Raw genomic sequence first — 18,307 nt, 5'->3', positions numbered from 1 at the left:
ATGGACAGCCAGCTGGAGCGGCTTCTGCTGGATCTCAAGGCCGATCGCGTCTCCAAGGAGCACGTCAAAAGGTTCTTGAAGGAGCGTCAGGAGCGGACGGGGCCGGGATCGCCCACGGGCGCCCCGGCAGCGGTGCCCCCGTCCGGGCTGCTGCGGTGCCACCCGGTCTGGCAGGCGGCGGACACCCCTGCGACCGCGCGGAAACCGGGACACGTGGTGCTCCTCGCCGGGCCGTCGGCCCTGGAGGACGCCCTGCGCCGGCAGGACGCCACGGTCGACGTACGCCTGCTGCGGTCCGGGGCCACGGGGCTCGCGGACCGCTACGCCGAGCTCGCGGTCCAGGTGCTCACCTCGCTCCGTCCGTTGGCCGGTGACCCGGAACTGCGCCCCACACTGGTGCAGCTCGTGGTCTCCCCGCAGGGAGACGACATCCTGCTGTCGGGTCTGATCGGCATGGTCAGGAGTGCGGGCCTGGAGAACCCCGGGATCGTGCCCCAGCTGCTTCTCGTCGACCCGGCCGCCGGGCCTGCGCACACCGCCGCCCGGATCCTGGACAGTCGTGAGCGCGGCCATGACCGCGTCGTGCGGTTCCGCGACGACGTGCGCGAGGTACTGACCTGGCACGAGTCGGCGATCCCCGAGCAAACGGCCACGCCCTGGCGGGAGGGCGGTACGTACGTCGTCACCGGCGGTCTCGGCGGGCTCGGGCTGATCTTCGCCCGAGATCTGCTGCGGTCCGTACAGAACACGACCGTCCTGCTGAGCGGCCGCTCCGCCCTCGACAGCAGCCGGCGCCAGCTGCTCGAGAGCCTCTACCGTCCGCGGGCGCGGGTGGAGTACAGCCGGCTCGACGTGGCCGACCCGGACGGCGTCGAGGCGTACCTCGCCGGCGTGCGGCGTGAGCACGGTGCCATCCACGGCATCATCCACAGCGCCGGAGTGCTCCGGGACGGATTCGTGGCGCACAAGAGCGCCGAGGAGCTGCGTGAGGTCCTCGCCCCGAAAACGGCGGGCACCCTCAACCTGGACGCCGCCACCAAGGACGACGTACTGGACTTCTTCGCCCTCTTCTCCTCCACCGCGGGGGTCACGGGCAACGTCGGCCAGTGCGACTACGCCGCCGCCAACGCGTTTCTCGACGCGTTCGCCCACCACCGGGGCGGTCTGGTCGCGCAGGGTCTGCGGTCCGGGCGCAGCCTGTCGCTGAACTGGCCGCTGTGGGCCGAGGGCGGGATGCCGGTGGACACGGAGACGGAGCAGGCCCTGCGGGAGCAGACCGGCATGCACGCTCTGCGCACCGCATCGGGCATCAGGGTCTTCCACGAGTCCCTCGGGTCGGAGCACTGCCAGGTGATGGCGGTCGAGGGCGACGTCCCACGCATCCGCCGGACCCTGATCGGACAGTCGGCGGCCAGCACCGGATCCGCCCCGGTCACCGCTCCCGCCTCCGCACTGCCCGAGGGCATCGGTGAGGAGGCACTGCGCGACCGGATCGTCAGCAGGCTTCGGCAGCTGCTCAGCGGTGTCATCGGCCTGCCCGTCGGGAAGATCGATGCCCAGATGCCGCTGGCGGACTACGGCATCGACTCCATCGTCGTCACCCGGCTCAACCGCAAGCTCGCCGCGGTCTTCCCGGACCTGCCCAGGACGCTGCTGTACGAATTCAATTCGCTGGATGCCCTCGCCGCCTACTTCCTTCGGGTGCACCGGCAGGGATGTCTGGAATGGTCGGGGACGGCGGCGCCCCGGCAGGACGCTGCGGCGCCGCAGCCGGCGCCCACCCACCCCGCCGAGCGGCAGGCGCCTGCGGCGGCCCCGTCCACCTCTGCTCCCACCGAGGACGCGATCGCCGTCATCGGCATGAGCGGGCGGTTCCCGCAGGCCCGCAACCTGCGGGAGTTCTGGGAGAACCTGGCCGCCGGGCGGGACTGCGTCACGGAGATCCCAGAGGGCCGCTGGCCGCTGGAGGGCTTCTACCACCCCGACCGCGACGAGGCGGTGGCGGCGGGCCTGAGCTACAGCAAGTGGGGCGGATTCCTTGACGGGTTCGCCGAGTTCGACCCGCTGTTCTTCGCCATCTCACCGCAAGAGGCGATGAGCATGGACCCGCAGGAGCGCCTGTTCCTGCAGGAGTCCTGGAACGCGCTGGAGGATGCGGGCTATACCCGGCAGCGGCTGGCCGACGCCCATCGGCGGAAGGTGGGTGTTTTCGCCGGCGTCTCGAAGACCGGGTTCGACCTGTACGGGCCCGAGTTGTGGAAGCGCAACGAGAAGCTGCACCCCTTGACCTCGTTCGCCTCGGTGGCGAACCGGGTGTCGTACCTGCTCGACCTCACCGGGCCCAGTCTGCCGGTCGACACGCTCTGCTCCTCGTCGCTGAGCGCGGTCCACGAGGCGATGCAGCACCTTCGCCGCGGTGAGTGCGACCTGGCCGTCGCCGGCGGGGTCAACCTCTACCTGCACCCGTCGAACTACGCCCTGATGTCCGGCAAACGGATGCTGTCCGAGGACGGCCGGTGCCGCAGCTTCGGAGCCGGTGGCAACGGGTTCGTGCCGGGGGAGGGCGTGGCGGTCGTCCTGCTCAAGCGGCTGTCCGATGCCGAGCGCGACAACGACACCATCCGGGCCGTCCTGCGCGGCAGCAGCATCAACCACGGCGGCCGGACCAACGGCTACACCGTCCCCAGCCCGGTCGCGCAGGCCGAGGTCGTACGCGAGGCGCTTGCCGGGGCGGGCGTCTCCGCGGGCGAGGTGAGCTTCGTGGAAGCGCACGGTACCGGCACCGAGCTGGGCGATCCGATCGAGATCGACGGGCTGACCCAGGCGTTCGCGTCGGACCCGGGCTCCGGGCAGCACTGCGCCATCGGCTCGCTGAAGAGCAACATCGGCCATCTCGAGGCCGCCGCCGGCATCGCCGGACTGCTCAAGGTCATCCTCCAGATGCAGCACGGGCAGATCGCGGCCAGCCTGCACGCGCAGGAATCCAACCCCAACATCGACTTCGGCCGGACGTCGTTCCGTCTCCAGAGGGAGACGGCTCCGTGGACGCGGCCCGCGGTCAGGGGCGGCGACGGCCGGACCACGGAAGGCGACCGGATCGCGGGCGTCTCCTCGTTCGGCGCCGGCGGATCCAACGCTCACGTCGTCGTGGCGGAGTACCGCCGAGCCGACCCCCCGCCCCTTCCCGCACCCGAGGGCACCCCGCGATTGGTCGTCCTCTCGGCGAAGGACCCCGAGCGGCTGCGGGAGCGGGCCCGGGACCTGCTCGACTGGCTGCTGCCGCAGGACCCCGCCACTGTCGACCTCGGCGCCGTCGCCTACACGCTGCAGCTCGGCCGCGAGGCGATGGACCATCGTCTCGCCCTGCCCGTCGGTTCGCCCGCCGGCCTCACCCGGAAACTCACCGCGTTCGTCGACGGCGAGCAGGACGTCGACGACCTGCACCTCGGCAACGTCAAGGAGCACCGCGAGGCGCTCGCCGCCCTCGGTGACGACGGCGACATGGCCACGACCGTCGATGTGTGGATCGAGAAGGGCAAGTTCGACCGGCTGCTCGGTTTGTGGGTCAAGGGCCTGAGCGTCGACTGGGGCAAGCTGTACGGTTCCCGCCGTCCCCCCATGCTCCCGCTGCCCGGTTACCCCTTCGCCCGCGAGCGCTACTGGGTGGGCGACCTGGCCGCGGCAGCCGACCCCGCCGATTCCGCCGTCGGCCGCCATCACCCGCTCATCCACACCAACACCTCCACCCTTGACGCCCAGCGGTTCGGCTCGTCCTTCTCCGGTGCGGAGTTCTTCCTCACCGACCATGTCGTCAACGGCCGCAAGGTGCTGCCGGCGGCCGCGCACCTGGAGATGGCCCGAGCCGCGCTGCAGGCCTCGCTCGACGGTCCGACGGGTCGGACCGTGCTCCGCAACGTGGTGTGGGCCCAACCCCTGACGGTTGCCGAGCAGGCCGCACGCGTCACGACGACGCTGTACGCCGCGCCCGCCGGCGCCGTTCCGCTGCCCGGGGACGCCGCGCCCGCCAGGGAGGTGGCCTTCGAGATCTCCAGCGTTCCGGGAGAGGACCCGGACGCGGACGCCGTCGTGCACAGTCAGGGCACGGTGCGCGCCCTCGCGGCTGCCGCGCCGGTGGCCGTGGACGTGGCCGCGCTGCAGGCGGCGTGCGGTGCCGCCCGGATGGACGCCGACGAGTGCTACCGCATCTACCGGTCCCTGGGCCTCGACTACGGCCCCGCGCAGCGCGGCATCGAGAGTGTGGCGATCGGCGACGGGCAGGCACTGGGCCGACTGCGCCTGCCGTCCGGGATGCCGGCCGATACGGACGCGTACGTGCTGCATCCGAGCCTGCTGGACGCCGCCCTGCAGTCCGCTATCGGCCTGTTCGGCCGGGACGGCGACGGCGCGGACTCCGGCCCCGCCCCGCTTCACCTACCCTTCGCGCTCGACGAGTTGGACGTCCTGGGGCCGTGCACCGCGCAGATGTGGGCGTGGGTCCGGTACAGCGACGACGACCAGCCTGATCTCGGCATCCGCAAGCTGGACATCGACCTCCTCGACGACACCGGGGTGCCGTGCTGCCGCCTGCGGGGGTTCACCTCCCGCGTGTACACCGCCGAGATGACCGCCGAGCGGTCCGGCGGCACCCTGCCAACCGGCGCCGTCCAACTCCCGGATGCCGCCGCCGCGCAGGACGGCGGCGGCGCCCCTTCGGGAGGCACGCTGGAGGAGCGGGCCTGCCGGTACCTGGTCGACTTCCTCGCCGCCGAGCTCCGCGTTCCCGCCGAGCGGATCGACGCGAACGACGCCCTCGAGCACTACGGCATCGACTCCATCCTGGCGATGAACCTGACCAACCGGCTGGAGCGGGTCTTCGGATCGCTGTCCAAGACGCTGTTCTACGAGCACCAGAGCATCAGCGCCCTCTCCGGATACTTCATCGGTGCCCATCGGCCGCGGCTGGTCGAACTGCTCGCAGCGGAAGTCCCCGAGCCGTCCCTCACCCCGGCGGACGAGGCCACCGTGCGGGGCCGGGCACGGCCCGGGCCCGCCCGCCCGGCCGTCGTGCGGCGCAGCCGTCGTGAGCCGGTGGGCGGGGACACGGAGATAGCCGTCATCGGACTGGCGGGGCGATACCCCCAGGCACGCAACATCCGGGAGTTCTGGCAGAACCTGGCCGAGGGCCGCGACAGCGTCACGGAGATTCCCGCCGACCGCTGGGACCACGGCCGTTACTTCGACCCGGACAAGAACGCGCCCGGCAGGACCTACACCAAGTGGGGTGGCTTCCTGGACGGCGTCGACCGCTTCGACTCGCTGTTCTTCAACATCGCCCCGCGCGAGGCGGCGTTCATGGACCCGCAGGAGCGGCTGTTCCTGGAGTGTGTGCACGAGACGCTCGAGGACGCGGGGTACACCCGCGAGGCGCTGAGCCGCTGCGACGACCGCGGCCTGCCCGGCAACGTGGGCGTCTTCGTGGGCGTGATGTACGAGGAGTACCAGCTCTACGGCGCCCAGGAGCAGGCGCGCGGCCGGAACGTCACGCTGTCCGGCAGCGCGTCGACCATCGCCAACCGGGTGTCGTACGTCTTCGACCTGCACGGTCCGAGCATGGCCGTCGACACCATGTGCTCGTCGTCGCTCACCGCGCTGCACCTGGCCTGCCAGAGCCTGCGGACGGGGGGTTGTGAAGTGGCCGTCGCGGGCGGCGTGAACCTCTCTCTGCACCCCAACAAGTTCCTGATGCTCGGCAGCGGCAAATACGCGTCGAGCAAGGGCCGGTGCGAGAGTTTCGGGCAGGGCGGTGACGGCTACGTCCCGGGGGAGGGCGTCGGCGCGGTCCTGCTCAAGCCACTCGCCCGCGCACGCGAGGACAACGACACCATCTACGGCGTCATCCGCGCCACCTCGGTCAACCACGGCGGCAAGACCAACGGGTACTCCGTTCCCAACCCGCGCGCGCAGTACAACGTCATCGGCCATGCGCTCCGTGAGGCCGGAGTCTCCGCGGACGCGGTCAGCTACGTCGAGGCGCACGGAACCGGCACCTCACTCGGCGACCCCATCGAGATCACCGGACTGACCCAGGCCTTCCGCGAGCACACCGACCGGACGCAGTTCTGTGCGATCGGCTCGGTCAAGAGCAACATCGGGCACGCCGAGAGTGCGGCCGGCATCGCCGCGCTGACGAAGGTGCTGCTGCAGATGAAGCACGGCCAACTCGCGCCCTCCCTGCACTCCGAAGTGCTCAACCCCCATATCGACTTCGACGCCAGCCCCTTCTATGTGGCACGGGAGCTGGCACCGTGGAGTCGCCCTACGGGCGCCGACGGCACCGCCGTGCCGCGGATCGCCGGCATCTCGTCCTTCGGGGCGGGGGGCACCAACGCGCACGTCATCGTGGAGGAGTACCTCCCCGCGCTCCGCCCCGCGGACGACTCTCCTGCTCCGGGCAGCCCCGCGGCCGTCGTCCTGTCCGCACGGACGGACGGCGGCCTGCGGGCACAGGCCGAGCAGCTGCTGCGCTGGACGACCGGGGAGGGTGCCACGGCCGAGCTCGCGGACATCGCCCACACGCTGCAGACAGGCCGGGAGGCCTACGAGGAACGCCTCGGGCTCCTCGCGACCACGACCGGTGAACTCGCCGGGAAACTGCAGGCGTTCCTGGCCGGCGAGCCGGTGATCACGGACCTGTACCGGGGCCGGGTGGAACGCAGGCAGGGCAATTTGGCCGTCTTCACCGCCGACGCGGATCAGACCCGCACGCTGGACGCGGCGCGCACGCAGCGCGCGTACGGCGAGCTCGTCAGGCTGTGGACGACCGGCCTCGTGGTGGACTGGTCGACGCTGCACAGTGCAACCGCAGCCGAGTCAGCGCCGCGCCGCATATCGATGCCGACCTACCCCTTCCAGGGCGAGCGCCACTGGTTGGCCGACGCCACCGCGGCCGTGCCGGGCCAGGCGGCGGCCCCCGCGCAGATCCATCCGCTGGTGCACGTCAACAGCTCCACTCTCCATGGCCAGCGCTTCACGTCCGTCTACACCGGCGAGGAGTTCTTTCTGCGGGACCACCAGGTCAGGGGCAGGCCCGTCCTGTCCGGAGCCGCCTGTCTGGAACTGGCGCGAGCCGCCGTGGCGGCCTCCGTCGACGAGCCCTACCGCGTCTCGGGCATCCGGAACGTGGCCTGGACGCGGCCGGTCACCCTGCACGAGCCGAGCCTGTCCGTCCAGGTACGCCTGCGGCCCGAGCAGGACGGCGAGGTCGGATTCGCCATCCTCAGCCCGGGCGACCCGGCCACCGCAACCGGCGACACGGTCCACAGCGAGGGCGTGGTGCACGTGACCGCGCAACCCGTGGCCGCGGACACCGACGTCCGCGTCGACCTGCCGCGACTGCGGGACACGTGCTCGACCCCGGGGCCCGACGCCGACGCGCTGTACGCGGCCGCCGAGGCGCGCGGTATCAGCTACGGTCCGGGTCACCAGGGCGTCCAGCAGCTGTGGACGGGCGCGGGACAGGTCCTGGCCCGGATCGCGCTGCCGCCGGCAGTGCGGGACACCCAGCACGCCTACGGGCTCCATCCGTCGACCGTGGACGCCGCCCTGCAGGCGTGTGCGGGTCTGCTGTCCGGGGCGGCGGGCGCGGAACAGCTGCAGCTGCCGTTCGCGCTGGACGAGGCCGAGATCCTCGGCCCCTGCCCACCGGAGGCCTGGGCCTGGGTGCGCGACAGCGCGGGCCGGGAGGGCGCGGGCCTGCGTCGCCTGGACATCGACATCTGCGACGACGAGGGGCGGGTGTGGGTCCGGCTCAAGGGCGTTGCGCTGCGTGCCCACCCGGTGGCGACGACCGCCCGGGAGCTATTCGCAGCTCCGCACTGGGTGACCGCGGCCCCGGCGCCGACGGTGACTCCGGTGTCGACCGTGGCTCCGGCGTCCGAGGGCCTGGTGCTGGTCGTCGACCTCCCCGATGTCGCCGCGGCGCTGGAGGCGCAGGGCACCGCGCGTGTGGTCCGGCTGTCCTCGGGCGCCACGGATGTCGGGCGCCGCTACACCGACTACGCGCTGCAGGTCTTCGACGAGGTCAAACGGCTGCTCGGGGCGCCCGCCCACCACCCGGTCCGGGTACAGCTGCTCGCCCCGGCCGTCGAGGCGTCGCTGTGGACGGGACTGGCCGCCATCGTGAAATCGGCGGGACTCGAGAATCCCCGGCTGCTCGGGCAGCTGGTGCTGGTCGACCCGGAGGACACCCCGGAGCGCGTCGTGTCCCGGGTCGGGGCGGACCGCACGGTGCTCGCGGACTTCGCGGTGCGGTACCGCGGCGGCCTCCGCGAGGTCCTGAGGTGGCGCGAGGAGGACGTCCACCGCCGGTCGGCGGCGGCACCCTGGAAGGACGGGGGCGTCTACCTGATCACCGGGGGCGCCGGCAGTCTGGGCATGGTCTTCGCCCAGGACATCGCGCGGCGGATCCGTGGGGGCCGCATCGTGATCGCCGGCCGTTCGCCCCGCGACGCGGCCAAGGACGCGCTGCTGGAACAACTGCGCCGGCACGGCGCGGAGGCGATCTACGTACAGGCCGACGTGGCGGTCAGGGACGACGTCGTGACGCTCGTCCAGGAGATGAGGGAGCGGTACGGGCGGATCGACGGCGTCCTGCACGCCGCCGGGTCCACCAGCGACGCGTTCGTCATCAAGAAGGACGCGGACGCCTTCGCCCGGGTGCTGGCCCCTAAGGTCGCCGGACTGGTGCACCTGGACGAGGCCACGCAGGACGCGGACCTCGACTTCCTGATCACGTTCTCCTCGGTCGCGGGGGCCCTGGGCAATGTCGGGCAGAGCGACTACGCGGCCGCGAACGCGTTCATGGACGCCTTCGCCTCCCACCGCAACGCGCTGGTGGCCCGGGGCGAGCGGCGGGGGAGGACGCTGTCGGTCGCCTGGCCCCTGTGGGCCGACGGCGGGATGCGGGTCGACGCGCTGACGGAACGGTCGTTGCACGAGCGCTTCGGGCTGGTGCCGTTGCCGGACGGGGACGGGCTGCGCGCCCTGTACCTGGCCCTGGCTTCGCCCTCGGACCAGGTGATGGTGCTGTGGGGCGATCGCCAGAGGATCGCGCAGACCCTCCTCACCGGACTCCTCGTGGACGGCCCCGCACCCCGACCCCTGCCGTCGCCGGACGCCGCGCCCGCGGAATCCCCCGGGGCAACCAGGGTGGCAGCGGTCGCGCGGGACCTGGACGAGACCACCACGCAGCAGGCCGTGGCCTACTTCAAGCGGCTCCTGGCCTCGGTCATCGACCTGCCCGCCGACCGGATCGACGCCGAGGCGTCGCTGGAGGACTACGGCGTCGACTCCGTCATGACCATGGAGATGACCCGCGCCTTGGAGGAGGTCTTCGGCTCGCTGCCCAAGACCCTGTTCTTCGAGCACCGGACCATCAGCGCCCTGACCCGCCACCTCCTGCAGACCCACCCGCGGCAAATGGGGGAGCTGGTCCCCTCGGGCGGACGTCGGCAGCCACCCGCCGTTGCAACGGACGCCCCGGAACAGCCCTTTCCCGGAGCGGGACGGACGTGGCCCGTGCCATCCGCTCCGGCGGTGCGCCCCGCGGACCCGGCCCCGGGCACGGCATCACATGACGTGGCGATCATCGGCCTGGGGGGCCGCTATCCCCAGGCCCGCGACGTGCGGGAGTTCTGGCGGAATCTCGCCGAAGGCAAGGACTGCGTCACCGAGATCCCGCGCGACCGCTGGGACCACGAGCGCTTCTTCGACGCGCGCAAGGGGGCCCCGGGGAAGTCCTACAGCAAGTGGGGCGGATTCCTCGACGGCGTCTACGACTTCGACCCGCAGTTCTTCAACATCTCCCCGCGCGAAGCGGAGATCATGGACCCGCAGGAGCGGCTGTTCCTGCAGTGTGTGCACGAGACCCTGGAGGACGCCGGGTACGTCCGGGACATCGGCAGGGACCGTACGGGCAACCGGCTCGACGGCCCGGTGGGTGTCTTCGTCGGCGTGATGTACCAGGAGTACCAGCTCCACAGCGCCCGGACGCGGGAGTACGGCGCGGCGCCGGTCGTGTCGGGCAACTCGGCATCGGTCGCGAACCGAGTCTCCCATGTGTTCAACTTCCGTGGCCCGAGCCTGAGCGTCGACACGATGTGCTCGTCGTCGCTGACGGCCGTGCATCTGGCCTGCCGGAGCCTGGAGGCGGGGGAGTGCGACACGGCGGTGGCCGGAGGAGTGAACCTCTCGCTGCACCCGAACAAGTACTTGCTCCTCAGCCAGGGTCGGCTCGCGTCGAGCAACGGCCGCTGCGCCAGCTTCGGCACCGGAGGCGACGGCTACGCACCGGGTGAGGGAGTGGGCGCGATCCTGCTCAAGCCCCTGGCACGGGCGGTCGCGGACGGCGACCGGATCTACGGCGTCATCAAGGGCACCGCCGCCAACCACCGCGGCAGGACGAGCGGTTACTCGGTTCCGGACCCGCTGGGGCAGGCCGAGGTCATCGGCGAGGCCCTGCGGCGCGCGGGGGTCGACGCGCGGGACGTGAGCTACATCGAGGCGAACAGCGTCGGCACCTCCCTGGGCGACCCGGTCGAGATCGCCGGACTGTGCAAGGCGTTCGACACCGACGACCGCGGGTTCTGCGCGATCGGCTCGGTGAAGAGCAACATCGGGCACGCCGAGAGCGCGGCCGGCATCGCGGGCATCACCAAGGTGCTGCTCCAGATCCAGCACGGCGCGCTGGCCCCGTCCCTGCACGCCTCCCAGCTCAACCCGCACATCGACTTCGAGGAGACCCCGTTCGTGGTGCAGCGGGAACCGGCCGAGTGGCCGGCCCCTGTGGCTGACGACGGCACGCGCGGTGCGCTGCCGCGTGTCGCGGGCGTGTCGGCCTTCGGGGCCGGAGGCTCCAACGCCCACGTCGTGATAGCGGAGTACGTCCACGGCAGCCCCCTGCCGCGCCCGGCGTCCGGCACAGACCCGCGCGCCGTGATACCGCTGTCCGCCCGCACGGCCGAGCAGCTGCGGGCACGGGCCGAACACCTGGTGGAGTGGCTGGGCCGCCCCGAGAACGCGGACCTCGCTCTCACGGACGTCGCCTACACCCTTCAAGTCGGCCGCGAAGCACGCGAGGAACGCCTCGGCGTCGTCGCTGCCTCCGTGCCCGAGTTGGTCGAGCGGCTCGGCCGGTTCCTGGCCGACGAGTTCGCCGGAGGAGACGTGGTCCGCGGTTCGGTCGCCGACGGTGCCCAGACACTGACGCTGTTCGCGTCGGACTCCGACCTCGACGTGATGATCGCGGCGTGGGCCGAGAAGGGGAAGTACGAGAAGCTGCTCGAACTGTGGGTGAGCGGGGTGCCCGTGAGCTGGCAGTCCCTCTACCGGACCGCGACTCCGCGGCGGGTCGCGTTGCCGACCTACCCGTTCGCGGCCGAGCGGTACTACGCCTTCGACGACCTGTCCGCTGCCGAACCGACCGCGCTGGGCGGACCGGCGCCGCTGCATCCGCTGGTCCAGGCCAACACGTCCGACTTCGGCGAGCAGCGCTTCACGTCCGTCGTGACCGGACAGGAGCGATTCCTGGGCGACGGCGCCGCTCGCACCGTGCCGGGCGCGGCCTTCCTGGAGATGGCCGTGGCCGCGTGCTGCCTCAGCAGCAGGGCCACCGTCGATCCCGCCGCGCCGGTGGTGCTGCGCGACATCGTGTTCGCGCAGCCGCTCGCTCCGGGCGACGGCTCCCGAGAGACGCACGTCGGTCTCCGCCCGGAGGACGACGGCGACATCCGGTTCCGGATCCGGAGCACCCCAGCGGGCGGGGACGGCGACGGGGACGCCGTCGAACACAGCACGGGGGTCCTGTACTTCGCGGAAGGAGCCGCGGAGACGGTGCTGGACGTGCCCGCTCTGCAAAGGGCTTGCCGCGGTGCCGGCCTGACCGGCGAGCAGTACTACCAGGGCCACCAGGACGACGGCCTCGCGTCCGAATCCGCCCGGCGCACGGTGCGGAACATCTGGACCGGCCCCGGCCACGCCCTGATCCAGTTGGCGCTGCCTGACCCGGACCGCGACACCGAGGACGGATTGGTGCTGCATCCGGGCCTGCTCGACGCCGCGGTACAGGTGTGCTCCGATGTCCTCGCCCGGCCGACCGGACCCGACCTTGCGGATGGCGGCAGTGGACCCGCGACGGTCCGCGCCATCGACGAAGTCCTCGTCCTCGATGCCTGCACGGCCTCGATGTGGGCCTGGGCGCGCCCCGGTGCACAGCCGGCCGGCGCGGGGCGGGCCGCCGGCTTCGACCTCGACCTGGCCGACGAGCAGGGCCGGGTCCGCATCCGGATCGGCGGACTCTCCTTCGACCCGGCCGCCTCCGACCGGGACGACCTCGAACCGGCGGCACTCGGTCCCGCAGCGGAACCCCGCCCCACCACCCCGGCCGGGGTGGTGGGGCCCGCCGGCGGGCAGCCGGTCCTGCTGCGCTCGCAGTGGCAGGCCCGACCAGCGCCGACCCGGCCGTCCGCGGTCGCCGCCCGAACGGCCGTGCTGCTCGCCGGAGTGCCAGAACTGGCGCCGCTCCTGCGGAGCGACGACGCCGAGGTACTCGTGCTGGCCACCGAGGACGGGGCCCCGGCCCGCCGGTACACCGCGTACGGCCTGCAGGTGCTGCGGCACCTGCGCTCCCTGGCGCGCGGCGCCACCGGCCGGACCCATGTCCAACTGGTGGTTCCCGGTACTCCCGACGCGACGCTGCTCACCGGACTCGCGGCCGTGCTCAGGACGGCCGGCCTCGAGAACCCGGCACTCACCGGGCAGGTCGTCGTGCTGGGCCGGACGGACACCCCTGAGCGCGCGGTGCTGCGGATCCGGGAGAACCGCGACTGCCCCGAGGAGACCCTCGTGCGGTACGTCGACGGCCGGCGCGAGGTGCTGGCCTGGGCCGCGTGCGAGGACCGCGCCACCCCCCACCCGCCGCCGTGGAAGGAGCACGGGATCTATCTCATCGCCGGTGCGTCCGGTGTGCTCGCACGGACCGTTGCGCGGGAGATCGCCACACAGACGGGGAACGCGACCGTCATCATCGTCGGCCCGTCGCCGCTGGACGCCGAGACCCGTGCGGTACTGCGGCAGCCGGCGGTCGGCAGCGCAGTGCACTACGAGCAAGCCGACATCTCCCACCGTTCCGCGGCGGACGCACTGGTCGCGCGCCTTCTGGAGCGGCACGGAGGGATCGACGGCGTCATCCACAGCGCCGGGGCCACCCGCGACGCGCTCATCGTCGACATGCCGGGCCGCGACCTCCTGGACGTCCTCGCCCCTGAGGCGGCGGGTGTCGTGAACCTGGACGCCGCGACCCGGTCGCTCCCGCTGGACTTCTTCGTGACCGTCTCCTCCCCTGCCGGGGTGGGCGGCGGCGCCGGCCAGGTCGACGGCGTCGCGGCCCACGGTTTCCTGGACGCTTACGCGCGGTGCCGGCAGGACCTGGTCGCCGGTGGTGAGCGCCGCGGGCACAGCCAGTCCGTCAACTGGCCGCCGGAGGCAGCCGGCATCGGCGACTTCCACCGGATTCTGCAGTCCGAGTACAGCCAGGTCCTGGTCGCGGTTCCTCCTGGCGGCCGCACCCTGGGGGACGCCTCGGCCCCGACGCAGCGGAAGTTCCCTACTTTCACCACCGATGGGACGAATTCGTGACGCACTATGACGGCGACCTGCTCGAGGAGAAGGCGAGCGAGTACCTCGAGCACCTTCTCTCCGAGACCACCAAGCTCCCCCTCGCCCGGGTGGACGCCCGCGCGTCGTTCGAGAGCTTCGGCCTCGACTCGGTCATGGCGATGGCCATGACCGCGCGGATGGAAGCGGTCTTCGGGTCGCTGCCCACCACCTTGTTCTTCGAGTTCGGTACGCCCCGTGAGTTGGCCCGGTACCTGGTCTCCACCCGTCGGTTCGACGTGTCGCGGCTGCTCGGAGAGACGGCGACGGACCCGGCCGCCGACTCCCCGGCCGCCGACTCCCCGGCCGCCGGCGGACCGGCGGTCCGTGCCGGAGCGCGGTCCACGGGCCCGCTGCGACGCAAACCCCTGGCGTCGACGAGGTGGTCGGCGCAGCAGCCCCAGGCGCCGTTGCCCTCCGCGCCCCGGCCCGCTGCCGCGCGCCCCGCACGGCAGGGACTGGACATCGCGATCATCGGAGTGGCCGGGCGCTACCCCAAGGCGCGCACCGTCGACGAGTTCTGGGCGAACCTGGCCGCCGGACGCGACTGCGTCACCACGATCCCGGCCGGCCGGTGGGACCACGAGGCGTACTTCGATCCGGACCCGGACGCGCCCGGCAAGACGTACAGCCGGTGGGGGGGATTCGTCGACGGCGTCGACGAGTTCGACCCGCTGTTCTTCAACATCTCGCCCGCTGAGGCGGAGCGGATGGACCCCCAGGAGCGCATGTTCCTCCAGTGCGTCTACGAGACCGTCGAGGACGCCGGATACACCCCGGACCGGCTGAAGGCTCCGACGAACTCCGGCCGCACCCCCGCCATCGGCGTCTACGTCGGCGTCATGTACTCGGAATACCAGCTGTACGGAGCCCAGGAGCAGGTCCTCGACAACCCGGTGGCCGTGTCCGGGAACCTCGCGGCCGTCGCCAACCGGGTCTCGTACTACTTCGATTTCCAAGGTCCGAGCATGAGCGTCGACACCATGTGCTCGTCGTCGCTGACGGCCATCCAGCTGGCCTGCCAGAGCATCCGGTCCGGTAGCTGCGACCTGGCGGTCGCCGGCGGGGTCAACGTATCGGTGCATCCCAACAAATACCTGCTCCTGGGGCAGAGCCGATTCGTCTCCAGCACGGGCCGGTGCGAGAGCTTCGGCGAGGGGGGCGACGGATACGTCCCGGGCGAGGGCGTGGGCGCCGTCCTGCTCAAGCCGCTGGAGCAAGCCGTGAACGACCGGGACCACATCCACGGGGTCATCCGGGGCGTCGCCGTCAACCACGGCGGACGGACCAACGGCTACTCCGTCCCCAGCCCGGCCACCCAGGCTCGCGTGATCACCGACGCCTGGCGGCAGGCCGGCATCGAACCGAACGCAATCACCTACATCGAGGCGCACGGCACCGGCACGGCTCTCGGGGATCCCATCGAGGTCGCCGGGCTCACCCGGGCTTTCGGCGAGCACGTGCGCGAAGGCCGGCCCTGCGCGATCGGATCGGTCAAGAGCAACATCGGCCACGCCGAGAGCGCCGCCGGTATCTCCGGGCTCACCAAGGTGCTGCTCCAGATGCGGCACGGGCAGATCGCCCCCTCGATCCACTCCACCGCACTGAACCCGAACATCGACTTCGACGGCACGCCCTTCACGGTCCAGCAGACTCTCGCCGACTGGCCGCGGCCGGTCACCACCGTCGACGGCCGGGAGCGCGAACTTTCCCGGATCGCCGGCATCTCCTCATTCGGGGCGGGGGGGACCAACGCGCACCTGGTCCTTGAGGAGTACCGGCCGGACCCGGACGGCGCGCCGGATCCCGCGGTCGCCTCCACCGGCCCGGTCCCGGTCGTCCTGTCGGCCCGCACCACGGAGCTCCTGCAGCAGAAGGCGGCGCAACTCGCGGACTGGATCGAGCAGAAGGACCTCTCGACCACCGATCTGCCCGCGCTCGCCCACACGCTCCAGACGGGGCGCGAGGCCATGCGGGAGCGGCTGGGCCTCGTCACGGACGCCATGCCGGACCTGCTCGCCCGCCTCCGGGACTTCGCTGACGGACGCCCGGACGTCGAGGGGGCGGCCCGCGGCCGGGCGAGCGGAGCGGCCGCGGAAACGGGCGTGTCCGCAGCGCTCGCCGGGCGGGACCTTCCGGGACTGCTGGCCTCGTGGGTCCAGGGCGGCACCGTCGACTGGCACGCGCTGCACGGCAGCCGGTGCCCGGCCCGCATGGCCCTGCCCTCCTACCCGTTCGCCAGGAACCGCTACTGGATCGACACCACGCGTTCAGCCGCGGCCCTCGCCCCGCGCGGTGCGGCAGCGCATTCCGGTGCGGCTGCGACCGGTGACGACCTGCCGCCGGCAGCCCTCCTCTTCGCGGAGTCCTGGGAGCCGGAAGCGCTCCCCGCCGTCCGCCGGGCCGACGCGCCGCATACCCTGGTCTGCCTCTGCGCCGACCCGGCGGACCGTGTCGAGCTGGCGCGCACCGCACGCGAGCTGGACCCCGCGGTCACCTTGGTGTTCGTCACCCGCGGACCGGGTTTCGCCCGGACGTCCGATCACTCCTACGAAGCCGATCACCAGTCCCCGGACGACTGCGTCCGCGTGTTCGACGACATCCGGGCGCGGTACGGCGCGGTCGGCGGCGTCCTGAACCTGTGGTCGCTGGACGACGCAGAACTCCCCGGCTCGTACACCGCCACCGTGCACCTCCTGCAGGCCATCGCCGCGTCAGGGCTGCCGGTGGGTCGTGTCCTGCAGGCCGGGGAGTTCCGCGACGGTGTCGAGCGGGCGTACGCGGAATCGTGGCTCGGCTTCGAGCGCTCCCTCGGCAGGGTCCTGCCCGACGTGCCGTTCGCCGCGATCCTGCAGGAGGCCCAGAGCCCGGCCGCCGGGGCAGCCCGAGGCGACTGGTTCGAGCGCCTGTGGCACGAGTGGTCCGCCGGGACGTCCGGAAGCGCGCTGTACCGCGCCGGTGTCCGCCATGCCGGCCGGGTCCGGCCGCGCCCGCCCGGTGCCGGCAAGCACCTCCTGAGGCCGAACGGCACCTACCTCATCACGGGCGGAACCGGCGGACTGGGGCTCCTGCTCGCCGAGCACCTGGCCAGGACCTGGTCGGCGCGCCTGGTACTGACCGGGCGCTCGGCCCTCGACGCCCGCAAGCGCCGCGGCATCGCGAGGATCGAGTCGCTGGGCGGCGAGGTCCTGTACCGACAGGCCGACGTCGCCGATCGGGAGGCCATGGGGGAGGTGGTGGCCACCGCGCGCGAGCGGTTCGGTCCGATCCACGGCGCCGTGCATGCCGCCGGCGTCACCGAGGGCGACTCGCTGCTCGCCGGCGACGCCCGGTCCTTCCAGGACCTGCTGTCCGCCAAGGTGGACGGCACGCGCGTGCTCGACGACGTGCTGGCCGCGGAACCCCTCGACTTCGTCTGCTACTTCTCGTCGACGTCGGCAGTCCTCGGTGACTTCGGCGGCTGCGCCTACTCGGTGGCCAACCGCTTCCAGACGTCCTATGCCCGCCACCGCGACCAGCAGGTCCGCCGGGGAGTGCTGTCCGGCGCGACGGTGGCCATCAACTGGCCCCTGTGGAGCGGCGGCGGCATGGGGTTCGACGACGCGGAGGGCGTCGAGCTGTACCTCTCCACCAGCGGGTTGCGCCTGCTGGGGGAAGCCGAAGGACTGACGCTCTTCGAACAGCTCCTGGGACAGGGGGAGACCCAGCAGATCGTCATGGCCGGCGATCCGGCACGCGTACGGCGGCTGTTCGACGCGGAGCCCGGGCCGGCGGCAGCACGACGTGACGTCCTCGCTGCCGCACCCGTCACCCATGCAAGGGCCACCCACGCAAGCGCAACCCGCCGTACGGACATCCCTCATTCAGAGACTGGCAAGGACGCGGACCTCGCACCGCTGGTGCTCGCGGCCCTCAAGACGGCGATCGTCGACGTACTACGGGTGCCCCGCGAGCAGATCCACGCCGACGAGAGCCTCTCCGAACTCGGCTTCGACTCGGTCAGCCTGGTCAAGCTGGCCCGGGCCCTGGGGGAGAGTCTCGCTATCGAGGTGCTGCCCTCGGTCTTCTTCTCCTACCCCACCCCGGAGAAGTTGGTCGCGCACCTGGTCGCGGAGCACCGCGAGGCGCTGCGCCGGCCCGGCGCGGCGGGGGACGCAGCCGCGGACAGTGCCCCGGCGCCTTCCGGGACTCCGGACGCCGAGGTCTCCGGTGCCGCAGCCGAGGAGCGGTCCGAGCCCGCCCCGGCACCGCGGCCCGGGGCGCCCACGGAGCCGGAACCGATCGCCGTCATCGGCATGAGCGGCCGTTTCCCCGCGGCCCGGTCCGTCGACGAGTTCTGGGAGAACCTCCTGCAGGGCAAGGACGCGCTGACCGCCGTCCCGGAGGACAGGCGCACCGATTGGGAGGGGCTGGAGGCGCAGCGGCAGGAGGCCGTACGCTGCGGTTTCGTCCCGGGCATCGCGGAGTTCGACGCCGCGTTCTTCGAGATCTCGCCGCGCGAGGCACGCACCCTGGACCCGCGCCAGCGACTGCTGCTCCAGGAGGCGTGGCGGGCCCTGGAGGACGCGGGCTACGGCGAACGCAAGCTGCGTGCCGG

2 protein-coding genes (1 of these 2 running past the window's edge) are annotated in these 18,307 nt (G+C 72.2%); both read left to right on the top strand.

Annotated elements, in window-relative coordinates; all coding sequences use genetic code 11:
• Entirely contained in the window at window positions 1-13,692 is a 13,692-nt protein-coding gene (locus ACIQM3_RS10880) for an SDR family NAD(P)-dependent oxidoreductase (protein WP_401621870.1), read from the top strand.
• Window positions 13,689-18,307: the 5' portion of an SDR family NAD(P)-dependent oxidoreductase gene (locus ACIQM3_RS10875; RefSeq protein WP_401621868.1), read on the top strand. Its footprint extends 3,967 nt past the window's final position; only the first 4,619 of its 8,586 coding nucleotides appear in the window; the start codon lies at window positions 13,689-13,691; the stop codon falls past the right edge of the window. The genes ACIQM3_RS10880 and ACIQM3_RS10875 overlap by 4 nt, the downstream gene beginning before the upstream one ends.

Source organism: Streptomyces sp. NPDC091271 (assembly GCF_044757505.1).
GTDB lineage: Bacteria > Actinomycetota > Actinomycetes > Streptomycetales > Streptomycetaceae > Streptomyces.
Note: the sequence above shows the minus strand (reverse complement) of the source record. Positions and strands in the feature narration are given on the sequence as shown.

What these genes read in the sequence shown, in the direction of transcription:
- ACIQM3_RS10880 (WP_401621870.1), top strand. Translation starts at nt 1, where the DNA reads ATGGACAGCCAGCTGGAGCGGCTTCTGCTGGATCTCAAGGCCGATCGC.